Origin of the sequence: Rhodobacter sp. (genome assembly GCA_020637515.1) — a bacterium.
Taxonomy (GTDB): domain Bacteria; phylum Pseudomonadota; class Alphaproteobacteria; order Rhodobacterales; family Rhodobacteraceae; genus Pararhodobacter.
In genome coordinates this window covers 1,210,164-1,228,415 of sequence record JACKKG010000001.1, presented here as the reverse complement: position 1 = coordinate 1,228,415, position 18,252 = coordinate 1,210,164, and the positions used below count along the sequence as shown (strand labels likewise).

The 18,252-nt window shown below is 69.5% G+C and carries 20 protein-coding genes; 13 read left to right on the top strand and 7 right to left on the bottom strand.

Features of this window, described 5'->3' with window-relative positions:
• Nucleotides 1-41 precede the first annotated feature (41 nt).
• The 3 genes from H6900_05940 to H6900_05930 are packed head-to-tail and all read left to right on the top strand — an operon-like array spanning nucleotide 42 to nucleotide 3,438.
• Complete coding sequence (locus H6900_05940) at nucleotides 42-1,376, top strand: amidase (GenBank protein MCC0072814.1); 1,335 nt, start codon at nucleotides 42-44, stop codon at nucleotides 1,374-1,376.
• Nucleotides 1,377-1,433: 57 nt separating this feature from the next.
• Complete coding sequence (locus tag H6900_05935; GenBank protein ID MCC0072813.1) at nucleotides 1,434-2,558, top strand: hypothetical protein; 1,125 nt, start codon at nucleotides 1,434-1,436, stop codon at nucleotides 2,556-2,558.
• 58 nt (nucleotides 2,559-2,616) lie between these two features.
• Nucleotides 2,617-3,438 carry an alpha/beta hydrolase gene (locus H6900_05930; GenBank protein MCC0072812.1) on the top strand — a complete coding sequence of 274 codons (822 nt, stop codon included), beginning with the start codon at nucleotides 2,617-2,619 and terminating at the stop codon, nucleotides 3,436-3,438.
• 32 nt (nucleotides 3,439-3,470) lie between these two features.
• Here the strand turns inward: H6900_05930 and H6900_05925 are convergent, their stop codons facing one another.
• Nucleotides 3,471-4,235, bottom strand: a complete 765-nt coding sequence (locus tag H6900_05925) for an alpha/beta hydrolase (protein ID MCC0072811.1) — start codon at nucleotides 4,233-4,235, stop codon at nucleotides 3,471-3,473.
• Nucleotides 4,236-4,278: 43 nt separating this feature from the next.
• On the opposite strand from H6900_05925, the gene H6900_05920 reads away from it, so the two are divergent.
• Nucleotides 4,279-4,746 (top strand): NUDIX hydrolase, encoded by a 468-nt coding sequence (locus H6900_05920; protein ID MCC0072810.1) that lies wholly within the window; start codon nucleotides 4,279-4,281, stop codon nucleotides 4,744-4,746.
• 185 nt (nucleotides 4,747-4,931) lie between these two features.
• Here the strand turns inward: H6900_05920 and trxB are convergent, their stop codons facing one another.
• Entirely contained in the window at nucleotides 4,932-5,873 is a 942-nt protein-coding gene (trxB, locus tag H6900_05915; GenBank protein ID MCC0072809.1) for a thioredoxin-disulfide reductase, read from the bottom strand.
• A gap of 199 nt (nucleotides 5,874-6,072) precedes the next feature.
• Here trxB and H6900_05910 point away from each other — a divergent pair, with 199 nt between their 5' ends.
• Nucleotides 6,073-6,573, top strand: a complete 501-nt coding sequence (locus H6900_05910; GenBank protein ID MCC0072808.1) for an Lrp/AsnC family transcriptional regulator — start codon at nucleotides 6,073-6,075, stop codon at nucleotides 6,571-6,573.
• Nucleotides 6,574-6,576: 3 nt separating this feature from the next.
• Here the strand turns inward: H6900_05910 and H6900_05905 are convergent, their stop codons facing one another.
• Nucleotides 6,577-7,932: a hypothetical protein gene (locus tag H6900_05905; GenBank protein MCC0072807.1), complete on the bottom strand. Its 1,356-nt coding sequence runs from the start codon at nucleotides 7,930-7,932 to the stop codon at nucleotides 6,577-6,579.
• 101 nt (nucleotides 7,933-8,033) lie between these two features.
• A complete protein-coding gene (ald, locus tag H6900_05900) occupies nucleotides 8,034-9,152 on the bottom strand; it encodes an alanine dehydrogenase (GenBank protein ID MCC0072806.1) in 1,119 nt (372 codons plus the stop codon).
• Between the two features lie 146 nt (nucleotides 9,153-9,298).
• Between ald and H6900_05895 the strand changes: the two genes are divergently transcribed.
• Entirely contained in the window at nucleotides 9,299-9,757 is a 459-nt protein-coding gene (locus H6900_05895; protein MCC0072805.1) for an Lrp/AsnC family transcriptional regulator, read from the top strand.
• Here H6900_05895 and H6900_05890 read toward each other — a convergent pair.
• Together H6900_05890 and H6900_05885 are read right to left on the bottom strand one after the other, a co-directional pair.
• On the bottom strand, nucleotides 9,732-11,045 hold the full coding sequence (locus tag H6900_05890) for a glycosyltransferase family 4 protein (GenBank protein MCC0072804.1): 1,314 nt from the start codon (nucleotides 11,043-11,045) through the stop codon (nucleotides 9,732-9,734). The two genes, H6900_05895 and H6900_05890, sit on opposite strands and share 26 nt — an antisense overlap.
• 120 nt (nucleotides 11,046-11,165) lie before the next feature.
• On the bottom strand, nucleotides 11,166-11,372 hold the full coding sequence (locus H6900_05885) for a 30S ribosomal protein S21 (protein MCC0072803.1): 207 nt from the start codon (nucleotides 11,370-11,372) through the stop codon (nucleotides 11,166-11,168).
• A 129-nt stretch (nucleotides 11,373-11,501) separates the two neighbouring features.
• Between H6900_05885 and H6900_05880 the strand changes: the two genes are divergently transcribed.
• The 7 genes from H6900_05880 (at nucleotide 11,502) to recR (ending at nucleotide 17,445) form a co-directional block, all read left to right on the top strand.
• On the top strand, nucleotides 11,502-12,173 hold the full coding sequence (locus tag H6900_05880) for a COQ9 family protein (GenBank protein MCC0072802.1): 672 nt from the start codon (nucleotides 11,502-11,504) through the stop codon (nucleotides 12,171-12,173).
• Nucleotides 12,174-12,279: 106 nt separating this feature from the next.
• Complete coding sequence (locus H6900_05875; protein MCC0072801.1) at nucleotides 12,280-13,254, top strand: NAD(P)H-quinone oxidoreductase; 975 nt, start codon at nucleotides 12,280-12,282, stop codon at nucleotides 13,252-13,254.
• 221 nt (nucleotides 13,255-13,475) lie between these two features.
• Entirely contained in the window at nucleotides 13,476-13,958 is a 483-nt protein-coding gene (locus H6900_05870; protein MCC0072800.1) for a hypothetical protein, read from the top strand.
• Nucleotides 13,959-14,043: 85 nt separating this feature from the next.
• Nucleotides 14,044-14,631, top strand: a complete 588-nt coding sequence (locus H6900_05865) for a hypothetical protein (protein MCC0072799.1) — start codon at nucleotides 14,044-14,046, stop codon at nucleotides 14,629-14,631.
• Nucleotides 14,632-14,710: 79 nt separating this feature from the next.
• Entirely contained in the window at nucleotides 14,711-16,432 is a 1,722-nt protein-coding gene (locus H6900_05860) for a DNA polymerase III subunit gamma/tau (GenBank protein MCC0072798.1), read from the top strand.
• Nucleotides 16,433-16,487: 55 nt separating this feature from the next.
• Nucleotides 16,488-16,844 carry a YbaB/EbfC family nucleoid-associated protein gene (locus H6900_05855; protein MCC0072797.1) on the top strand — a complete coding sequence of 119 codons (357 nt, stop codon included), beginning with the start codon at nucleotides 16,488-16,490 and terminating at the stop codon, nucleotides 16,842-16,844.
• 1 nt (nucleotide 16,845) lies between these two features.
• Nucleotides 16,846-17,445: a recombination protein RecR gene (recR, locus tag H6900_05850; protein ID MCC0072796.1), complete on the top strand. Its 600-nt coding sequence runs from the start codon at nucleotides 16,846-16,848 to the stop codon at nucleotides 17,443-17,445.
• Between the two features lie 24 nt (nucleotides 17,446-17,469).
• Here the strand turns inward: recR and H6900_05845 are convergent, their stop codons facing one another.
• Nucleotides 17,470-18,162: an aquaporin gene (locus tag H6900_05845; protein MCC0072795.1), complete on the bottom strand. Its 693-nt coding sequence runs from the start codon at nucleotides 18,160-18,162 to the stop codon at nucleotides 17,470-17,472.
• Between the last annotated feature and the right edge of the window lie 90 nt (nucleotides 18,163-18,252).

Genomic DNA, 18,252 nt, shown 5'->3' with positions numbered 1-18,252 from the left:
GCGCGCGCTAGCGTGACGCGATCATTGGAACGGGGGCAGGCATGAGCGACACCTGGCGCAGCATGAGCGCGGCGGATCTGGGCCGCGGGATCGAGGCGGGGCGCATCTGCCCGGTCACGCTGACCGCCGCGTTTCTGGACGCGATCGACAGCCACCCGCACCGCGACCGCATCTATGCGCGCGTGATGCGCCAGCGCGCGCTGGATGCCGCCGCGGCGGCGCGCGGGCGGGCGCAGGCCGGTCTCAGGCGCGGGCCGCTCGACGGGGTGCCGGTCTCGTGGAAGGATCTGTTCGACACCGCCGGCGTCGCCACCGAGGCCGGCAGCGCGCTGTTGAAGGGCCGGGTGCCCACGCGCAACGCGCAGGTGGTGCGCCGTCTTGCGGATGCGGGCCTGCCACCCCTGGGCAAGACGCATATGACAGAGCTCGCGTTCTCGGGGCTGGGGCTGAACCCGGTCACGGCGACGCCGCCCTGCATCCACGACCCCGACCGCGTGCCGGGGGGGTCCAGCTCGGGTTCGGCGGCCTCGGTCGCTTGGGGGCTGGCGCCGCTGTCCATCGGGTCGGACACCGGCGGATCGGTGCGGGTGCCGTCGGTCTGGAACGACCTGGTCGGGCTGAAGACCACCGCCGGACGCATCCCCCTGTCCGGCGTCGTGCCCCTGGCCGAAAAGTTCGACACCATCGGCCCCCTGGCCCGCACGGTCGAGGACGCCGCCCTGGCCTTTGCGCTGCTGGACAGCACCCCCGCGCCGGACCTGACCGGAGCCAGCCTGAAGGGCACGCGGATGCTGGTGCTGGAAACCGTTGCGCTTGCAGACCTGGATCCGGCCGCGGCGCAGGGGTTCGAACAGGCGCTCGCGGCGTTGGCGCGGGCGGGGGCCCGCATCGACCGCGCCCCGGTCCCCGCGGTGGCCGAGGCGATGGATCTGGCGGGCGTGCTGTTCACCGCCGAATGCTACGGCATCTGGGGCGACACGATCGAGGCCAACCCCGACGTCATGTTCGCCCCCGTGCGCGACCGCTTCCGGGCCGGCGCACAGTATCCGGCGCATGACTATGTGCGCGCCTGGCGCCGGCTCGAGGTGTTGCGCGCCGCGTATGGCGCGGCGACTGCCGGGTATGACGCGGTGCTGATCCCGACCGCGCCGACCCTGCCCGAGCGCATCGACCGCCTGCTGGCCGACCCCGCCTATTTCGCGGCCTTCAATCTGAAGACCCTGCGCAACACGCGAATCGGCAACCTGATGGGGCTTTGCGCGCTGACCCTGCCCACGGGCGTGCCGATGACGGGGGTGATGATGATGGCCCGGCCCCGCGACGAGGCACGGCTGCTCAGGCTGGGGGCCGCGGCCGAACGCGCGCTCAAGGCCTGACAGGCGGGGCGCGGTGCCCTTGTCCCGCGCCCCGCCCTGGCCCACATTGGTCGCGTCATGGCCCTGCTGCGCAAACCTGCCCCGCCGGATCCCCGCACGCAGCGCCGCTTGCGGATCGAGCGGGCGGTGCTGGCGCTGGTCACCGTGGCCTCGCTGGGCTGGAGCCTGTGGTGGGCCTGGGACCTCGCGCACACCCCCGGATTTTCGCTGCTGGTGCAGCGCGGCGAATCGGGTCTGGTCGCCGCCTATGAACGCGGGGCGGCCCGCGCGGCGACGCCCCAGGCGCTGGCCGACCGGCTGCAAGCCCGCCTGGACCAGGACCCCCGCGACTGGGTCGTGATCGACGCGCTGAGCGACCTGGCCGACGCGCAGGGCATCGCGCTGCCCGACCCGCTGATCGCCCGGCGCGACGCGCTGAAAGCCGCCGATACCGGCTGGATCGCCACCGGCCTCGACTGTGCGGCCTGCGCCTGGGACCTGCGCGACTGCACGCTGTCGGCCGCGCTGGCCTGCGGCGTGGCGATCAACGTCACCCCCCTGGGCGACGTGGTGGCGCTGGCGCGCGAGGGCGGGCATTACGTCGCCGGCGCCCCGGTCGATCAGGTCGATGTCGGCATCAGCTTCGTCGGGCTGGCGGCGACGGGGCTGGTGGTGGTCACGGGCGGAACCTCGTTGACGGTCAAGGCCGGTGCGGCGTTGCTGCGCGTCGCGCACCGGATGCGCCGCCTGGCGCCTGGCCTGCTGGCCGTGTTCCGCCGGGCCTTTGTCTGGGGCATCGACTGGGCGCGCCTGCCCGCCGTGCGCGGGGCCGACGACCTGGCGCGGCTGGCCCGCCCGCGCCTGATCCGCCCCGCCGTTGCCCTGGCCGAGGACCTGGGCCATCTGAACGCACGCCTGGGCACCCGGCAGACCCTGCATCTGATGGGTGCGATCGACACCCCGGCCGAGGCCGCGCGCTTTGCCCGGGCCTCGGATGCCTTGGGGCCGCGCACGCTGGGAACGCTGGAAATGATGGGCAAGTCACGCTTTCTCAGGCTGGGGATGCGCCTGGCGAACGAGGTCTGGGCGCTGGTCGCCGGCGTGCTGGGCCTGTTCAGCGCGGGCCTGGGCCTGCTGACGCCGCTGCTGCACAGGGCCGCACGCCCCGGGTTGCGGCTGATCGTGCGCATCGTCCTGCGCTGAGGGATGGCCAAGACCGGCCAGCCGGGATTACGCTGGCGCAAACAGCAGGAGACAGCGCATGACGATCCACAGCATCGACACCGATTTCGGCACCCTCGCGGTGCGCGACAGCGGCGGCACGGGGCGGCCGGTGCTGATGATCCACGGCAATTCGGCCTGCAAGGAGGTGTTCGAACCGCAATTCGCGGCGACGGACCTTCAGGGCTTTCGCCTGATCGCGCCCGATCTGCCGGGGCACGGGGCCTCGGACGACGCGCCCGCGCCCGAAACCGCCTATACCTTTGCCGGCTACGCCGCCGCGCTGGAACGGGTGCTGGCCGCGCTGGCGGTGACGCGGCCGGTGGTCTTTGGCTGGTCCCTGGGCGGGCACGCGGCGCTGGAACTGGCGGGCCGGGGCGCGGTGCCGCTGGCGGGCATCATGATCAGCGGCACGCCCCCCATCACCCCGGTGATGGAGGACCTTATGGCCGCCTTCAACATCGACCCCGCGGCCGAGAACCTGACCGCCAAGCGCGATTTCACCGACGCCGACGCGCAAGCCTATGCGCTGCACACCGGCGGGATCGACGGCGCGGTGGACCCGCATCTGCTGGCGATGGTCAAGCGCACCGACGGGCGCGCGCGCGAGATCATGTTCACCTCGGTGGTGATGGGGGCACCGATGGACGAACGCGCCATCGTCCGGGGGCTGAAGGTGCCCTTTGCGGTGGCGAACGGCGCGGAAGACCCGTTCCTGAAGCCTGCGTTCTTTGACACGCTCGACGCCCCGACCCTGTGGCGCCACGGCATGATGCGGATCTCGGGCGCGGGGCACGCGCCCTTCCGGCAGGCCCCGGCCGCCTTCAACGCGCTGCTGGCCGAATTCGCCAGCGAGGCCTGACGTGCAGGCACGGGAACGGATGCGCGCGGGGTCTACCCGGCGTGCGCCGGGGGCCAGGGATGCGCCAGCTTGCGCAGCGCCGACCCCAGCGTGATCCCGTGATCGAAGGCCCCGTCGTGCAGGAATTCCAGCACCTCGGCCATGGCGATCGGGTTGTTCATGATGAGCGTATGGCCGGCCGAGATGGTGATGTGATCCGCCATCCCCTCGACCCGGGTCGAGGCGACCGAAACGGTGCCGTCGTTGGGCCCGTCGAACATCCCCACGCCGATCGGATTCAAGGGGTTCACCGCCACGTCGCCGGCGATCACGCCCAGGTCGAAATCCACCGGCGGAAGGCGGTTGGGGACCGAATCGGCATCGGTGCCCAGTTGCCGCGTGACGGGGCCGTTGAACCAGGTGACGACGCGGCGCAGCAGGTCGTTCTCGTCCAGGGTATCGACGATCTCGGAGCCGTGGTTGGGTGGCGCCAGCATCACCACGCGGCCCAGATTGGGCGGATGCTGTTGCCCCAGCCAGGCGCGCACCAGGATGCCGCCCAGCGAATGGGTCACGAAATTCAGCCGGTCGGTGCCGCATTCGGCCGCGGCCTGCCCGACGTAGCGCACAAGATCGTCAATCGGGGCGTCCTCGGACGGATAGGTGTGGTTGACGACGCGATACTGGTGAAACTCGAGCACCTGCTGAAGCAGGAACAGGGAGTTTTCGCTGCGCGCGAGCCCGTGCAACAGGACCACGCAATCGGCCTGGGCGGGCGTCGCGGCAAGAAACGGCAGGGCAAGCAGGGATGATCTCATGGCGGCCACTATACGCTCGTCAGCGCGCGGAAGAAGCGCAAGAATGCGTGCGCAACCATCGGAGGGCGTCATGGGGCCGAGAGTGGCGGTGCGGGCGGTGATCGTGCGCGGCGGGAGGCTGTTGATCGTCAATGCCTATCCGGGCGATCAGAGCGATCTGTGGTGCGCGCCGGGCGGCGGCGTGGAGCGCGGACGCTCGTTGCCCGAGAACCTGATGCGCGAGGTGCACGAGGAAACCGGCATCGCAATCCGCGTCGGCGCACCTTGCCTGGTGAACGAATTTCACGACCCCGAAAGCGGGTTTCACCAGGTGGACGTGTATTTCCGCGCGCAGGTGGTGGCGATGCCCAAGGGCGACGACTGGACCGACCCGGAGGGGGTGGTGACCCGCCGCCGCTGGGTGACCGAGAGCGCGTTGCGCGCGCTGCGGTTCAAGCCCGACAGCCTGCCTGACGTGGCCTTTGGCACGGGCGGGCTGCTGTATGATCCGCTGGAAGAGATTGTCCGCTAGGGCGGAGTCCGGGCGGGGGTTTCGCCCTCGGCCGGACGCATTCCATGCGTCAGCCCTCGGGCGACCGGGCGCGGCGCTGAAGCGCCGCGCGGGGGCCCAGGCCGGGCCGGTTCGCAGGCCGGTTCACGGGGGCTGGTTCATGGGGGCTGGTTCACGAGGCGAACGCCGGCGCCACGGGGCAGGCGTCAGTCCTGCGCGGCGAGCCAGTGCTCGGCGTCGAGCGCCGCCATGCAGCCCATGCCGGCCGAGGTCACGGCCTGGCGGTATTTGTCATCCGTCAGGTCGCCCGCCGCAAAGACCCCTTCGACCGAGGTGCGGGTCGAGCCGGGCTCGACCCAGACGTAGTTGCCGGCGTGCAGCTTTACCTGATCCTTGACCAGTTCAGACGCCGGCGCATGGCCGATGGCGACGAAGAACCCGTCGCAGGGCACCACCTGTTCCGCGCCGGTCTTGAGGTTGCGCAGCTTGGCTCCGGTCACGCCCAGCGGCATCTCGGTGCCCTGGACCTCGACCACCTCGCTGTCCCAGATGACCGCGATCTTGGGATGCTTGAACAGCCGGTCCTGCATGATCTTTTCCGCGCGCAGGCTGTCGCGGCGATGCACCAACGTGACCTTCGAGGCGAAGTTGGTCAGGAACAGCGCCTCTTCGACCGCGGTGTTCCCGCCGCCGACCACGACGATTTCCTTGCCGCGATAAAAGAACCCGTCGCAGGTGGCGCAGGCCGAGACGCCGAAGCCCTTGAACTTTTCCTCGGACTCGAGTCCCAGCCAGCGGGCCTGCGCCCCGGTCGCCAGGATCAGCGCGTCGGCGGTGTAGGTGGTGCCGCTGTCGCCGGTGGCGGTGAAGGGCCGGCGCGACAGGTCCAGCGCGGTGATCGTGTCGGTGACCACCTCGGCGCCCATTTCGCGGGCATGGCCTTCCATGCGGGTCATCAGGTCGGGGCCCAGGATCGAGGTCTCGCCCGGCCAGTTTTCCACGTCGGTGGTGATGGTCAACTGCCCGCCAGGCTGCATGCCCTGCACCAGAACGGGCTCCAGCATGGCGCGCGCGGCATAGACGGCCGCAGTATAACCCGCCGGGCCGGAACCGACGATCAGAAGGCGGGTGTGTTTGGTGTCGGACATCGGGGGCTCCTGAAAACACATTCGTTTTTGCGCATGTAATACGGGCGGGGCGCCATGCAAGGGGTGCCCGGGTGGTAGCGCGCCCGTTTCGACGGCGCAAGCACCGCGCGGGACCAGAAATTGCGGGCTTGCGAAATAATATTGCGCACAGGGGCGATCACGCCTACACAAGCGCAAACCTGAAGGGAGCAAATCCGCCATGGCCGGCGCGAAACTCGATCCGATCGACCGCATGATTCTGGCTGAATTGCAGGCCGACGGGCGCATGACCAACGTCGAACTGGCCAAGCGTGTCGGCATTTCGGCGCCGCCCTGCCTGCGGCGTGTGCGCACCCTGGAGGAAGCCGGCTATATCCGCGGCTATCACGCCCGGGTCGATGTGCGCGAACTGGGGTTCGAGGTGCAGGTCTTTGCCATGGTGCGCCTGCATCGCCAGAACGAGGCCGATCTGCGCGCCTTCGAGGACCGCTGCCGCGCCTGGTCGCTGGTGCGCGAGTGCCACATGCTGAATGGCGAGATCGACTTCATCCTGAAATGCGTCGCGCCGGATCTGAGCACCTTCCAGAACTTTCTGACCGAGGACCTGCTGGCCGCCGACAACGTCGCCAGCGTGAAGACCTCGCTGGTGATCCGCTGCGCCAAGGATGAACCGGGCGTTCCCTTCGATGTGCTGGAAGACCGCTACACGCGCGAGGCCTGAGCCCTAGCAGCCGCGCGCCTCGAACGCGGCGCGGCTGGTATAGGTCAGGCTGGGCAGGAACGCGCCCATCGTGGCGCGTTCGGCGCCGGGATAGGGGATGCGCTGGATCGCCTGCGCGAAACCGGGTGCGGGCAGCAGATTGCGCAGGATCAGCAGGCCCAGGTGATCGTTGCCCGCCCCGTCGCCGTGCGCGCCCCAGTCCAGCCAGTTCACGCCGCAGGCGGCGCGGGCGTTGCGGGGGCGGTCCTCGGGGCGCGAAACGACGATCGTGTAGCGGCGCGAAACGTCGGGATCGTCCCGCGTGGTCACCTGGTCGTCCCGCAGGCAATCGACGAACCGCGTGCTGGCCAGCCCCTCGTTCGTGCAGAGCGACCAGTAGCGCAGGTCGATGTCGGCGGCCTCGGCGGCGCCGGCGCCGTGCGCCGGGGTGCGGGGCAACCGCCCGTCCAGCACGACGACCGCGCCCCGGGTCGCGTCGATCATGGTCGAGACATAGCTCATGTCGAGATTGGCGTAATACCCCGAGGCGCGGGGAAACAGGCCCAGCCGCGCGGCCATTCCGGCCAGCCGCGCCAGCGTCGGCGCGGCCAGCCGCAGCAGGCTGAGCCGGGGGTTCCAGAACAGCGCCCAGTCGCCACCCAGCGGTTGCCCCGCGCGCCCGTCCAGCAAGCTGGCATAGGCCCCCGGCGCGATCATCGGGGCTTCGATCCGGCGCGACTCGGCCCCGGGGCGGGCACTGTCCAGCGCGTCGCACAGGGCGGTGCCGGTCAGGCGCTGGCCGTCCGCGCGCACCAGCGTGACGCGGGGCAGGTCGGCATCCCCCTCGGGGACGTAAAGACGCAGGATCAGCGGCGCGGGATCGGCCTGCCCGGGCGGGCCCGCATACAGCGTGTTGGCCGGGCGCGGGACCTCGGGTTCGCCGGCACGAACCCGCAGCGTATAGGTCTGGCCCGGCGTCCAGGGACCCGTGGCGAACGGGTTGCGTTGGCCCGGGTCAGGGCGCAGGTCGGCATCGCTGAGCCGGTCGAAGGGCACGCCGCCGGCAAGATAGCTGTGCAGGGACAGATAGCGCGCGCGCGGAAAGGTGCCGGCGATCTCAAGATAGCTGCCCGGCTCGGTCGGGGCGAGGAACACGGCCGGCCAATAGAGCGCACCACTGTCGGGAAAGGCCATGTTCAGCGAAACACTGGTGACCGGCCCGATCCAGAAGCAATCCTGCGCGGCGCCCGGCGCAAGATCGCGCAGATCGAGGGTCTGCACCGTCGCCTCGACCCGGGCCAGATCGCGCAGGCCCAGCGCCCAGCCGCCCGCCGCGCCGATCCCCAGCAAGAGGGCCAGCGCCCCCAGCAATCGCACCATGGTCTGCCCTCATGCCCCCGATGAACAACGTCCGCAGGCAAAGTCTGCCCGCGGACGCCGCCAAGGGAAAGGGGTGTCTGCCCTGCGGGCAGGATGCCTGGTCAGGCGCGCAACGCCTCGCGCGCGGCCATGACCGGCAGGTTCAGCGCCGTGCCGACCGCAGCGTAGGTCAGGTTGCCCGCATGCACGTTCAGACCATTCAGCAGGTGCTCGTCCTCGGCGCAGGCGACGCGCCAGCCCTTGTTGGCCAGCGCCATCATGAAGGGCAGCGTCGCGTTGCCCAGCGCCTGGGTCGAGGTCCGCGCGACCGCGCCCGGCATGTTCGCCACGCAGTAGTGCATGATGCCGTCCACCTCGTAGATCGGATCGGCGTGGGTCGTGGCATGCGAGGTCTCGAAGCAGCCCCCCTGGTCGATGGCCACGTCCACCAGCACCGCGCCGGGCTTCATCGTGGACAGTTGCGCGCGGCTGACCAGCTTGGGCGCGGCGGCGCCCGGGATCAGCACCGCGCCGATCACCATGTCGGCCTCGGCCACCAGTTCGGCGGTCGTGGCGGCGCTGGAATAGGCGGTCTTGAAGGTGCCGCCATAAACGTCGTCCAGATAGCGCATCCGCGGCAGCGAGCGGTCCAGAACGGTCACGTCCGCGCCCATGCCGGCGGCGATCCGCGCCGCGTGGGTGCCGACGACACCGCCGCCGATCACCACAACCCTGGCCGGCAGCACGCCCGGCACACCCCCCATCAGGACACCGCGCCCGCCGTTGGCCTTTTGCAGGGTCCAGGCGCCAACCTGCGGCGCCAGACGGCCCGCGACTTCGGACATCGGCGCCAGCAGCGGCAGGCCGCCCATCCGGTCGGTCACGGTTTCATAGGCGATGCAGGTCGCACCCGAGGCCAGCAGGTCGCGCGTCTGTTCGGGATCGGGCGCCAGGTGCAGATAGGTGAACAGCACTTGCCCTTCGCGCAGTTGCTTGCGTTCGACGGCCTGCGGTTCCTTGACCTTGACCACCATCTCGGCGCGGGCGAAAATTTCGGTCGCGGTGTCGACGATCGCGGCACCGGCGGCGCGGTAGTCGTCATCGGTAAATCCCGAACCCAGACCGGCACCGGCCTCGATGATGACGGAATGACCGGCGGCGGCGGCCTCGTGCGCAGCCGCTGGCGAGATCCCGACCCGAAACTCTTGCGGCTTGATTTCCCTTGGGCAACCGATCAGCATTTCGAATCCTCCTGGGGGTGCTGCGTTCAAGCTGGGAGGATCGCGCAAATTTCCGCGAAACTGCTTGATTTTTTCCCCTAAAACACCAAGAGACTTGCAAGAGGCTTCGACCGAACCGCAGATTTTTCGATGAAAGTTGCGCTGCAATGCAGCTAGACCCGACAGACCGACGCATCCTTCAGGTCCTTCAGCGCGAGGGGCGGATATCCAACGCCGATCTGGCCGAAAGGATCGCCTTGTCGCCCTCGGCCTGCCACCGGCGGGTGCAGCGGCTCGAGACCGAGGGGTTCATTTCCGCCTATGTCGCGCTGGTCGATGCGCGCCGGATCGGCAAGCCGACCACCGTCTTCGTCGAGATTACGCTGAACGGCCAGTCGGACGAGGTGCTGGACGCCTTTGAACGGGCGGTCGCGCGCATTCCCGACGTGCTGGAATGCCACCTGATGGCGGGCAGCGCCGATTTCCTGCTGAAACTGATGGTCGAGGATACCGAGGATTTCGCCCGCATCCACCGCCAGTATCTGGCGCGTCTGCCGGGCGTGGCGCAGATGCAATCGTCCTTTGCCCTGCGCACCGTGGTCAAGACGACCGCGCTGGATCTCTGACCCGGGGCGCGCGCCCGCCCTGGTCCGTCAGCGCCTGCCGATACAGCGTTTCGATCGTGTCGATCTTGTGCTGCCAGTCGAATTCCGCCCGCGCACGGGCCGCGCCCGCCGACCCCATCGCATGCGCCGCCGCGCGGTCCCGCGCCAGGGTGCCGATCGCCTCGGCCAGGCGGTCGGCGAATCCCGCGCGCGGCACCGGGGACACCAGGATCCCGGTGTCGGGCGTCAGGTAGCCCGCTGGCCCGCCCCAGTCCGACGCGATCACCGCCAGCCCCATCGCCATCGCCTCGAGCACCACCGCGCCACCGCATTCGCGCAGGCTGGCCAGAACCAGCGCGTCGGCGGCGGCCAGATGCGCGGCGCACGAGGCTTGCGGCAGAAACCCGTGGAACGTCACCGCGTCGTCCAGCCCCAGCGCCTGCACCTGAGCCTGAAGCGCCCCGAGTTCCGGCCCGTCGCCCAGGATCGCCAGGGTCACCGGCCGGTCGGGATGCGCCTGCCGGTGCAGGGCCAGGGCCTGAAGCGTCACATCGACCGCCTTGAGCCGCACCAGCCGCCCCATGAACACCAGTTTCAGCGGTCCCTGCGGCGCCGGCCGCGCGCCGGCTTGCGGCCACAGCGTGAAATCGACACCGTTTTCCATCAGCTCCACCACCGGGCGGTTGCGCACCGGCAGCGCATCGCGCGTGCGCGCATTCGCGACCAGCAGCAGCCGCGCGCGCCGTTTGCCCGGGATCACCCGGTTCAGCACCCCGGCCAGCGGACGCCCCAGGGCGACGAAAAGCTGCGCCGCGCGGCCTTCGAAATCCGCGTAGCCCGGGGGATAGCTCATGCCGCCATTCATCGGCCCGATAATCACCGGAACGCCCAGACCGAACAGCAGGGACGGCGCGGCGGGCGAGACGGGGATCGGTTGGTGCACCAGGTCGATGCCGCCGGCCCGGATCAGCGCCTGCGCCATGCGGCGTTGCTGCCAGCCGGTCACCAGGCCCATCAGATTCCCGAACAGATGATCGCGGATCGCGCCGGGAAACCGGCTGCCGATCCGCCAGAGCCAGCGGTGCGCGGCGGTATCGGGCGAATAGAGCACGCGCGCCGCGAGGTCGGGAAAGGCGGCCTCGAGCGCCGGGCGATTGCGCGCGTGGGTAATCAGGCGCACGTCCCGGCCGCGCCGGGCGAGCAGCGTGAAATACTTGAGCGGCAGGATCGCTTCGCCGCCGAACGCGGCCGAAGCGTTGTCGGCGACGATCAGCACGCGGGGCGGCGAAGGCAGGGGTGCAACGGACATGAGCCCTTGTCCGCGAGGGCGTTCGCCACGTCAATTCCCCCAAAGCACAGGGGCGCAACGAAAAACCCCCGCGCCTTGCGGCCCGGGGGTTCTATCCGTCGCCCCGAGGGGCGAAACCGGTCAGAGCATGCCTTCGCGTTGCGCCTTCTTGCGCGCCAGCTTGCGCGCGCGGCGGATCGCCTCGGCCTGTTCACGGGCCTTCTTGACAGAGGGTTTCTCGAAATGCTGCTTCAGCTTCATTTCCCGAAACACACCCTCGCGCTGGAGTTTTTTCTTCAGCGCCCGAAGTGCCTGTTCGACGTTGTTGTCGCGAACCGATACCTGCATGTGGTTTTCACCACCTTTCTAAGCTAGTGTGACGTCATTTGCAGGACGCGCCCCTTTAGCAAGGCCGGCGCGACTTGTCCACGCCTGAATCGGGGTATACCCCGTGGGCAAACCGCCACCGAGGCCGCCATGACCGATCCCGCCGCCACCCGCATTCTGGATGCCGCCCTGCCGCACGTGCCCTTTGACGGCTGGTCCGAAGCGACGCTGCGTGCGGCGGCCCAGAGTGCCGCGGTCGGCACGGATCTGGCGCGGGCGCTCTTTCCGCGCGGCGGGCTGGACCTGGCGCTGGCCTATCACCGGCAGGGTGACGCGCGGATGATCGCCGCGCTGGCGGACCGCGACCTGGGCGCGCTCAGGTTCCGCGAACGGGTCGCGCTGGCGGTTCGGCTGCGGCTCGAGGGCGCCGACCGCGAGGCGGTGCGCCGGGCCGCCGCGCTGATGGCCCTGCCGCAGAACGCGCCCGAGGCCGCGCGCGCCGTCTGGGCCACCGCCGATTCGATCTGGACCGCGTTGGGCGATACCAGCGTGGACGGCAACTGGTATTCCAAGCGCGCAATCCTGGCGGGGGTCTATTCGTCGGTGGTGCTGTATTGGCTGGGCGACGACAGCGACGGCGCCGCCGACACCTGGGCCTTTCTGGATCGCCGGATCGAGGACGTGATGCGCTTTGAGCAAACCAAGGCCAGGATCAAGGCCTCGCCGGTGCTGAACGCCACGCTGGGCCTGCCCCTGCGCGTGCTCGAGGGGCTGCGCAAGCCGCAGCCCCCGGGGCCGATGCCCGGCACCTGGCAGGACTGAGCCGCGGCCCGGGAACGATCTTTCCGCCACCGCGCCGCCACCGCGATCCGACATTCGACTTTGCCGCAATCAAACGGAGACCCCCATGCCGCCCCAATCGCACATGATGCGCGTGATCGAGATTTCCCGGCCCGGCGGGCCCGAGGTGCTGACCCCCGCCAGCCGCGCCGTCCCGGTTCCCGGCGAGGGCGAGATCGTGATCCGCGTGGCCTATGCCGGCGTGAACCGGCCCGACGCGTTGCAACGCGCGGGGGCCTATGCCCCGCCACCCGGGGCCTCGGACCTGCCCGGACTGGAAGCCTCGGGCGTGGTGGCCGCGGTCGGCCCCGGCGTCGGCCGCTGGCGCGAGGGGGACCGGGTCTGCGCCCTGCTGCCCGGTGGCGGCTATGCCGAATATGTCGCCACCCCGTCCGTGCACGCGCTGCCGGTGCCCGACGGGATGGACCTGCGCGCCGCCGCCTGCCTGCCCGAGACCTTCTTCACCGTCTGGACCAATGTGTTCGACCGGGGCGCGCTGAAGGCCGGGGAACGGTTCCTGGTGCATGGCGGCAGTTCGGGCATCGGCACGACGGCGATCCAGCTGGCCGCCGCGCGCGGCGCGCGGGTGTTCACCACCGCCGGGTCGGATGACAAGTGCAACGCCTGCCTGAAGCTGGGCGCCGAGCGCGCGATCAATTACCGGGCCGAGGATTTTGTCACCGTCCTGCAAGCCGAGGGCGGCGCGCATGTCGTCCTGGACATGGTCGGCGGCGACTACCTGCCGCGCAACGTCCAGGCGCTGGCCGATGACGGACGGCTGGTTCAGATCGCCTTTCTGTCGGGCCCCAAGGTCGCGTTGAACTTTGCCCAGGTCATGACCCGGCGGCTGACGATCACCGGATCGACCCTGCGCCCGCAATCCGTCGCCGCCAAGGCCCGCATCGCCGAGGCGCTGGAACGCGAGGTCTGGCCGCTTCTGGCCTCGGGGCGGATCGCGCCGGTGATCGACAGCGAGTTCCCGATGGACCAGGCGGCACAGGCACACAGCCGCATGGAAAGCTCGCAGCATGTGGGCAAGATCGTCCTGAAGATCGGCGCCTGACCCACGCCCCCACCCGGGTTGGCAAGCCGTCGCCAATGCGCAGGCGGGCCGGCCCGGGCCGCCCCTCGGCACCAGACACCGCGCGCGCCGCGCGGTGCGTTCTGTCGCGCCAGAATTGTGTTGGAATCGCATCATTCGCGCCCCGGGGCAGGGAAATGTTGACGCTGCGGTCATCAGCACCCACAATCGACCTATTCTGACGATCTTTGGGGGGGGTGTTCATGACAAGGTCCTATTTTTCCTTTGCCACGGCGGTTTTCCTGGCGGCGGGCAGTTTCACGCAGGCCGGAGCGGTGACCGAATTTCATGGCGGGGGCGTCGTGGGGAATTATTCGGGCTGCGAGGCCTATGGCTATCTGCCCACCGATGGCAGCGCCCTGGTGGGCCGATACCGGCCCGGTGGCCTGCCCGGCAATTCGCCGACCAACGATACGATCAGCCTCAGCTACAACACCTATGCGTTTCACCTGACCATTCCCAGCGGGTGGAGCTATGGCACGCCCGTCCAGGTCACCTGGTTCGCCGTGGTGGGCGGTGGCGGTGACGCCTGGGTGCCGAACAACGTGATGACGGTGACATTCCAGCCTCCACCGGCCTTTACCGAAGCCGACAGCGCGGATCGCTTTCTGAATTTCCAGATCGACAACATGGATGACCTGGCCGGATGCTCGGCCGTTTTCAGCGTGTTCCTGCACCAGATTTGAAACCGGACGCCGCGCGGCGCCTCCCTGCCTCGCGCCGGGACAGCCACATGTCGCGCGCGCGCACGATCTTCACGGAGCCTTTCTCATGACCGGAAAAACGATCCTCAGCCGACTTGCCGCCTGCGCCTGCGCTGCCCTGATGCTGGGCACCGCGACGACCGCGGCGGCGCAGACGTTCCTTGGCGGCGGTGCCATCTACAACTATACCCAGGAGTGCAGCCCGTCCAATCCGTCGATCACCTCGAGGGTCAGTTACGGGCGGTTCCACTATCGCCCGGGCGAAGAATTCGGAAATCCGTCCGAAGTCAGCCTGACCTTCACTGACGGCACGGTCCTGTTTCGCCGCTGGGCGCATCTGGAACGCTCGAACAGTTTCTATTCCGCGATCGGCCGGCAGATCTTTTCGGCCTCGCATTCGCTGTATCCGACCAACCCGCGCATCCGCGTCTTGCGTCGTGACGTGCTGTATCCCGTGAACGGCACGTTCGGCCCCGACACCGCGCTGGTGTTCCTGCGCCTGCGGATCCAGAACTACTGGGGCATTCCGGGCTGCGCGGTCACCGTCTCGGGGTCGTTCGGCCGGATCCCGGCGCTGGTGGCCTCGGCCCCGGCAGCAAGCCTGGACGGGCTCAGCCTGGACGACGGTGGATCGGGCGCCCCGCCCGCCCCGTGATCGCGCGCGCCGGCGGCCGGGAAACTGGCCTCTGGTCTGCGGCGGGCTTGCGGGCTAGTCTGCGGCCGAAAGGACGGCCATGACCCAGACCTATCAGGTTCTCGCCCGCAAATACCGCCCCGAAACCTTTGCCGACCTGATCGGGCAAGAGGCGATGGTGCGCACGCTGAAGAACGCCTTTGCGGCGGACCGCATCCATCACGCCTTCATCATGACGGGCATCCGCGGCACCGGCAAGACGACCACCGCGCGGATCATCGCCAAGGGGCTGAACTGCACCGGCCCCGATGGCGCGGGCGGCCCCACGACCGAACCCTGCGGCCAGTGCGATTCGTGCCGGGCGATCGCCGAGGGGCGGCATGTCGATGTGCTCGAGATGGACGCGGCCAGCCGCACCGGCGTCAACGACATCCGCGAGATCATCGATTCCGTGGCCTATCGCGCCGCCAGCGCGCGCTACAAGATCTACATCATCGACGAAGTGCACATGCTGTCGAACAGCGCCTTCAACGCGCTGCTGAAGACGCTGGAAGAGCCTCCGCCGCATGTGAAATTCATCTTTGCCACCACCGAAATCCGCAAGGTTCCCGTCACCGTTCTGTCGCGCTGCCAACGCTTCGATCTGCGCCGGATCGAGCCCGAGGTGATGATCGCCCATCTGGCGAAGATCGCCGGGCTGGAAGGGGCGGAGATCAGCGCCGAGGCGCTGGCGCTCATCACGCGCGCGGCCGAGGGTTCGGTGCGGGACGCGATGAGCCTGCTCGATCAGGCGATCAGCCATGGCGCGGGCGAAACCGGCGCCGACCAGGTGCGCGCGATGTTGGGCCTGGCCGATCGGGGCCGCGTCATGGACCTGTTCGAATCGGTGCTGCGGGGCGATGCCGCCGGCGCGTTGCAGGAACTGGCCGCCCAATACGCGGACGGGGCGGACCCGGTCGCGGTGCTGCGCGATCTGGCCGAAATCACCCATTGGGTCAGCGTCATCAAGATTACGCCCGAAGCCGCCGAGGACCCCACCGTCAGCCCTGACGAGCGCACGCGCGGCGCCGATCTGGCCGGCCGTCTGGACCTGCGGGTGCTGGCGCGGATGTGGCAGATGCTGCTCAAGGCGCTGGAAGAGGTCGCGCAGGCGCCGAACCCCATGATGGCCGCCGAGATGGCGGTGATCCGCATGACCCATGTGGCCGACCTGCCGACGCCGGACGAATTGATCCGCCGCCTTCAGGACGCGCCGCCGCCCGGGCCGGGCGGTGCGCCGCTGCCACCGGGTGTTGGCGGTGGCGGTGGCGGGGTCGGCGCGATGGGGCGCGGTGCGGTGCCGATGGGTGGCGGCGGGGCGCAGGCGGCGCTGGCGGGCGCGCCCTCGGCACTGGCGCAGTTCGCGACGTTTGACAGCGTGGTCGCCCTGTTGCGCGAACGGCGCGACATCCAGCTTCTGACCGAGGTCGAGGGAGATCTGCGGCTGGTGCGCTATTCCCCCGGCCGGATCGAATTCGAGCCGACCGAAACCGCCCGCGCCGATCTGGCCGCGCGTCTGGCGCAGCGGCTACAGCACTGGACCGGCGCGCGATGGGGCGTGTCGATCGGCAAGGGTGGCGGCCAGACCATCGTCGAACAAAAGGACGCCGAGGCCGCCGAACGCCGGGCGCGGGCGTTGCAGGACCCGCTGGTCCAGGCCGTGATCGCGGCATTTCCCGGTGCCCGGATCGCCGGTTTCAAGCCCCCGGCCGAAACCGCGCAGCAGGTCGCCGAATCGGCCCTGCCCGAGGTCGAGGACGAATGGGACCCGTTCGAGGATTGAGGTCCGCCGCCCGGGTCCCTATCTTCCCCTCATCCACGCACGACAGGAGCAGGACATGCTGAAAGGGTTGGGGGGGCTTGGCGGCCTCGGCGACATGGGCAAGATGATGAAGGCCGCGCAGGAGATGCAGCAGAAGATGGCCGATCTTCAGGCCGAGCTGGATACCCTGGTCGTGCAAGGCGAATCCGGCGCCGGCCTGGTCAAGGCGACGGCGAACGCCAAGGGCGTGCTGACCGGCCTCAGCATCGACCCGTCGATCTTCAACGCCGACGACAAGGAAGTGGTCGAGGACCTGATCCTGGCCGCGATCAAGGACGTGCAGAGCCGCGCGCAGGACCGCGCCAAGGACGAGATGGGCAAGCTGGCCGAATCCATGGGCCTGCCGCGCGACATGAACCTGCCGGGCCTGTGACATGACCTCGGCGCCCGGCGAGATCGAGGCCTTGATCGCGCTGATGGCGCGGCTGCCCGGTCTGGGCCCGCGCAGCGCCCGCCGCGCCGTGCTGCACATGCTGAAAAAGCGCGCCGTGGTGCTGGAGCCCCTGGTGCAGGCCCTGACCCGCGTTGCCGACAGCGCGCGCGAATGCCGGGTCTGCGGCAATATCTCGGACCACGATCTCTGCCCGATCTGCGCCGACCCGTCCCGCGCGACGGGCCCGTTGTGCGTGGTCGAGGACGTGTCCGACCTTTGGGCGATGGAACGCGCGGGCGGTTTCAAGGGCCGCTACCACGTCCTGGGCGGCACGCTGTCGGCGCTGGAATCCATCGGCCCCGAGATGCTGCGCATTCCCGCCCTGGTCGAACGCGTGCGCGACGAGGGGGTGCACGAGGTGATCCTGGCCCTCAACGCCACGGTCGAAGGGCAGACCACCGCGCATTACATCGCCGAATCGCTGGCCCCCACGGGGGTTGCCGTCAGCGCGCTGGCGCGGGGCGTGCCGATGGGCGGCGAACTCGATTATCTGGACGAGGGCACGATTGCCGCCGCGCTGGCGGCGCGACGGCAACTGTGATCCCCTCCGGTCAGGGGCGCGCGTTCAGGGGCGCGCGTCGGCGCGGGTCAGTTCGGCGCGGTAGAGCAACCCCGCCAGCACCGCGCCCAGCGCCGGGGCCAGGAAGAACAGCCACAGTTGCGACAGCGCCTGACCGCCCGCAAACAGTGCCGGACCGAACGAGCGCGCGGGATTGACCGACACGCCGGTGACGCTGATGCCGACCAGGTGGATGCCCGCCAGCGTCAGGCCGATCGCCAGCCCGGCAAAGCCGACCGGCGCCGAGGCGTGCGTCGCGCCGAGGATCACCAGGACGAAGAGAAAGGTCGCCACCGTCTCGAACACGAAGGCCGCGACCGGGGTGTAGCCATCGCCATACCCCGCGCCCCAGCCGTTCTGGCCCAGGCCGTTGGTGGCGACGTCGTAATCCGCCCTCCCCGAGGCAATGAGCCACACGACCAGCGCGCCCACGGCGGCGCCCACCAGTTGCGAGACGACATACAGCACAAATCCGCGCGCGTTCAGTTTGCCGGCGACCAGCGCCCCCAACGACACGGCCGGGTTCAGATGCGCGCCCGAAATCGCCCCCAACCCATAGGCCGCGGCAACGATCGACAGGCCAAAGGCCAGAGCGATGCCGAGATGGCCGATATGCGGCCCCATAAGCACCGCGGAACCGACCCCGAAAAACACCAGAATGAACGTGCCGATACCTTCGGCAAGAGAGACTTTGACCATGACCATTACCCGGTTAACCCCGGCGCTATGCCGGACCCGGGTATCTGGGCCTGTCGAGAGGTCGCCGTCAAAGGGAACCGCGCCGGGCAA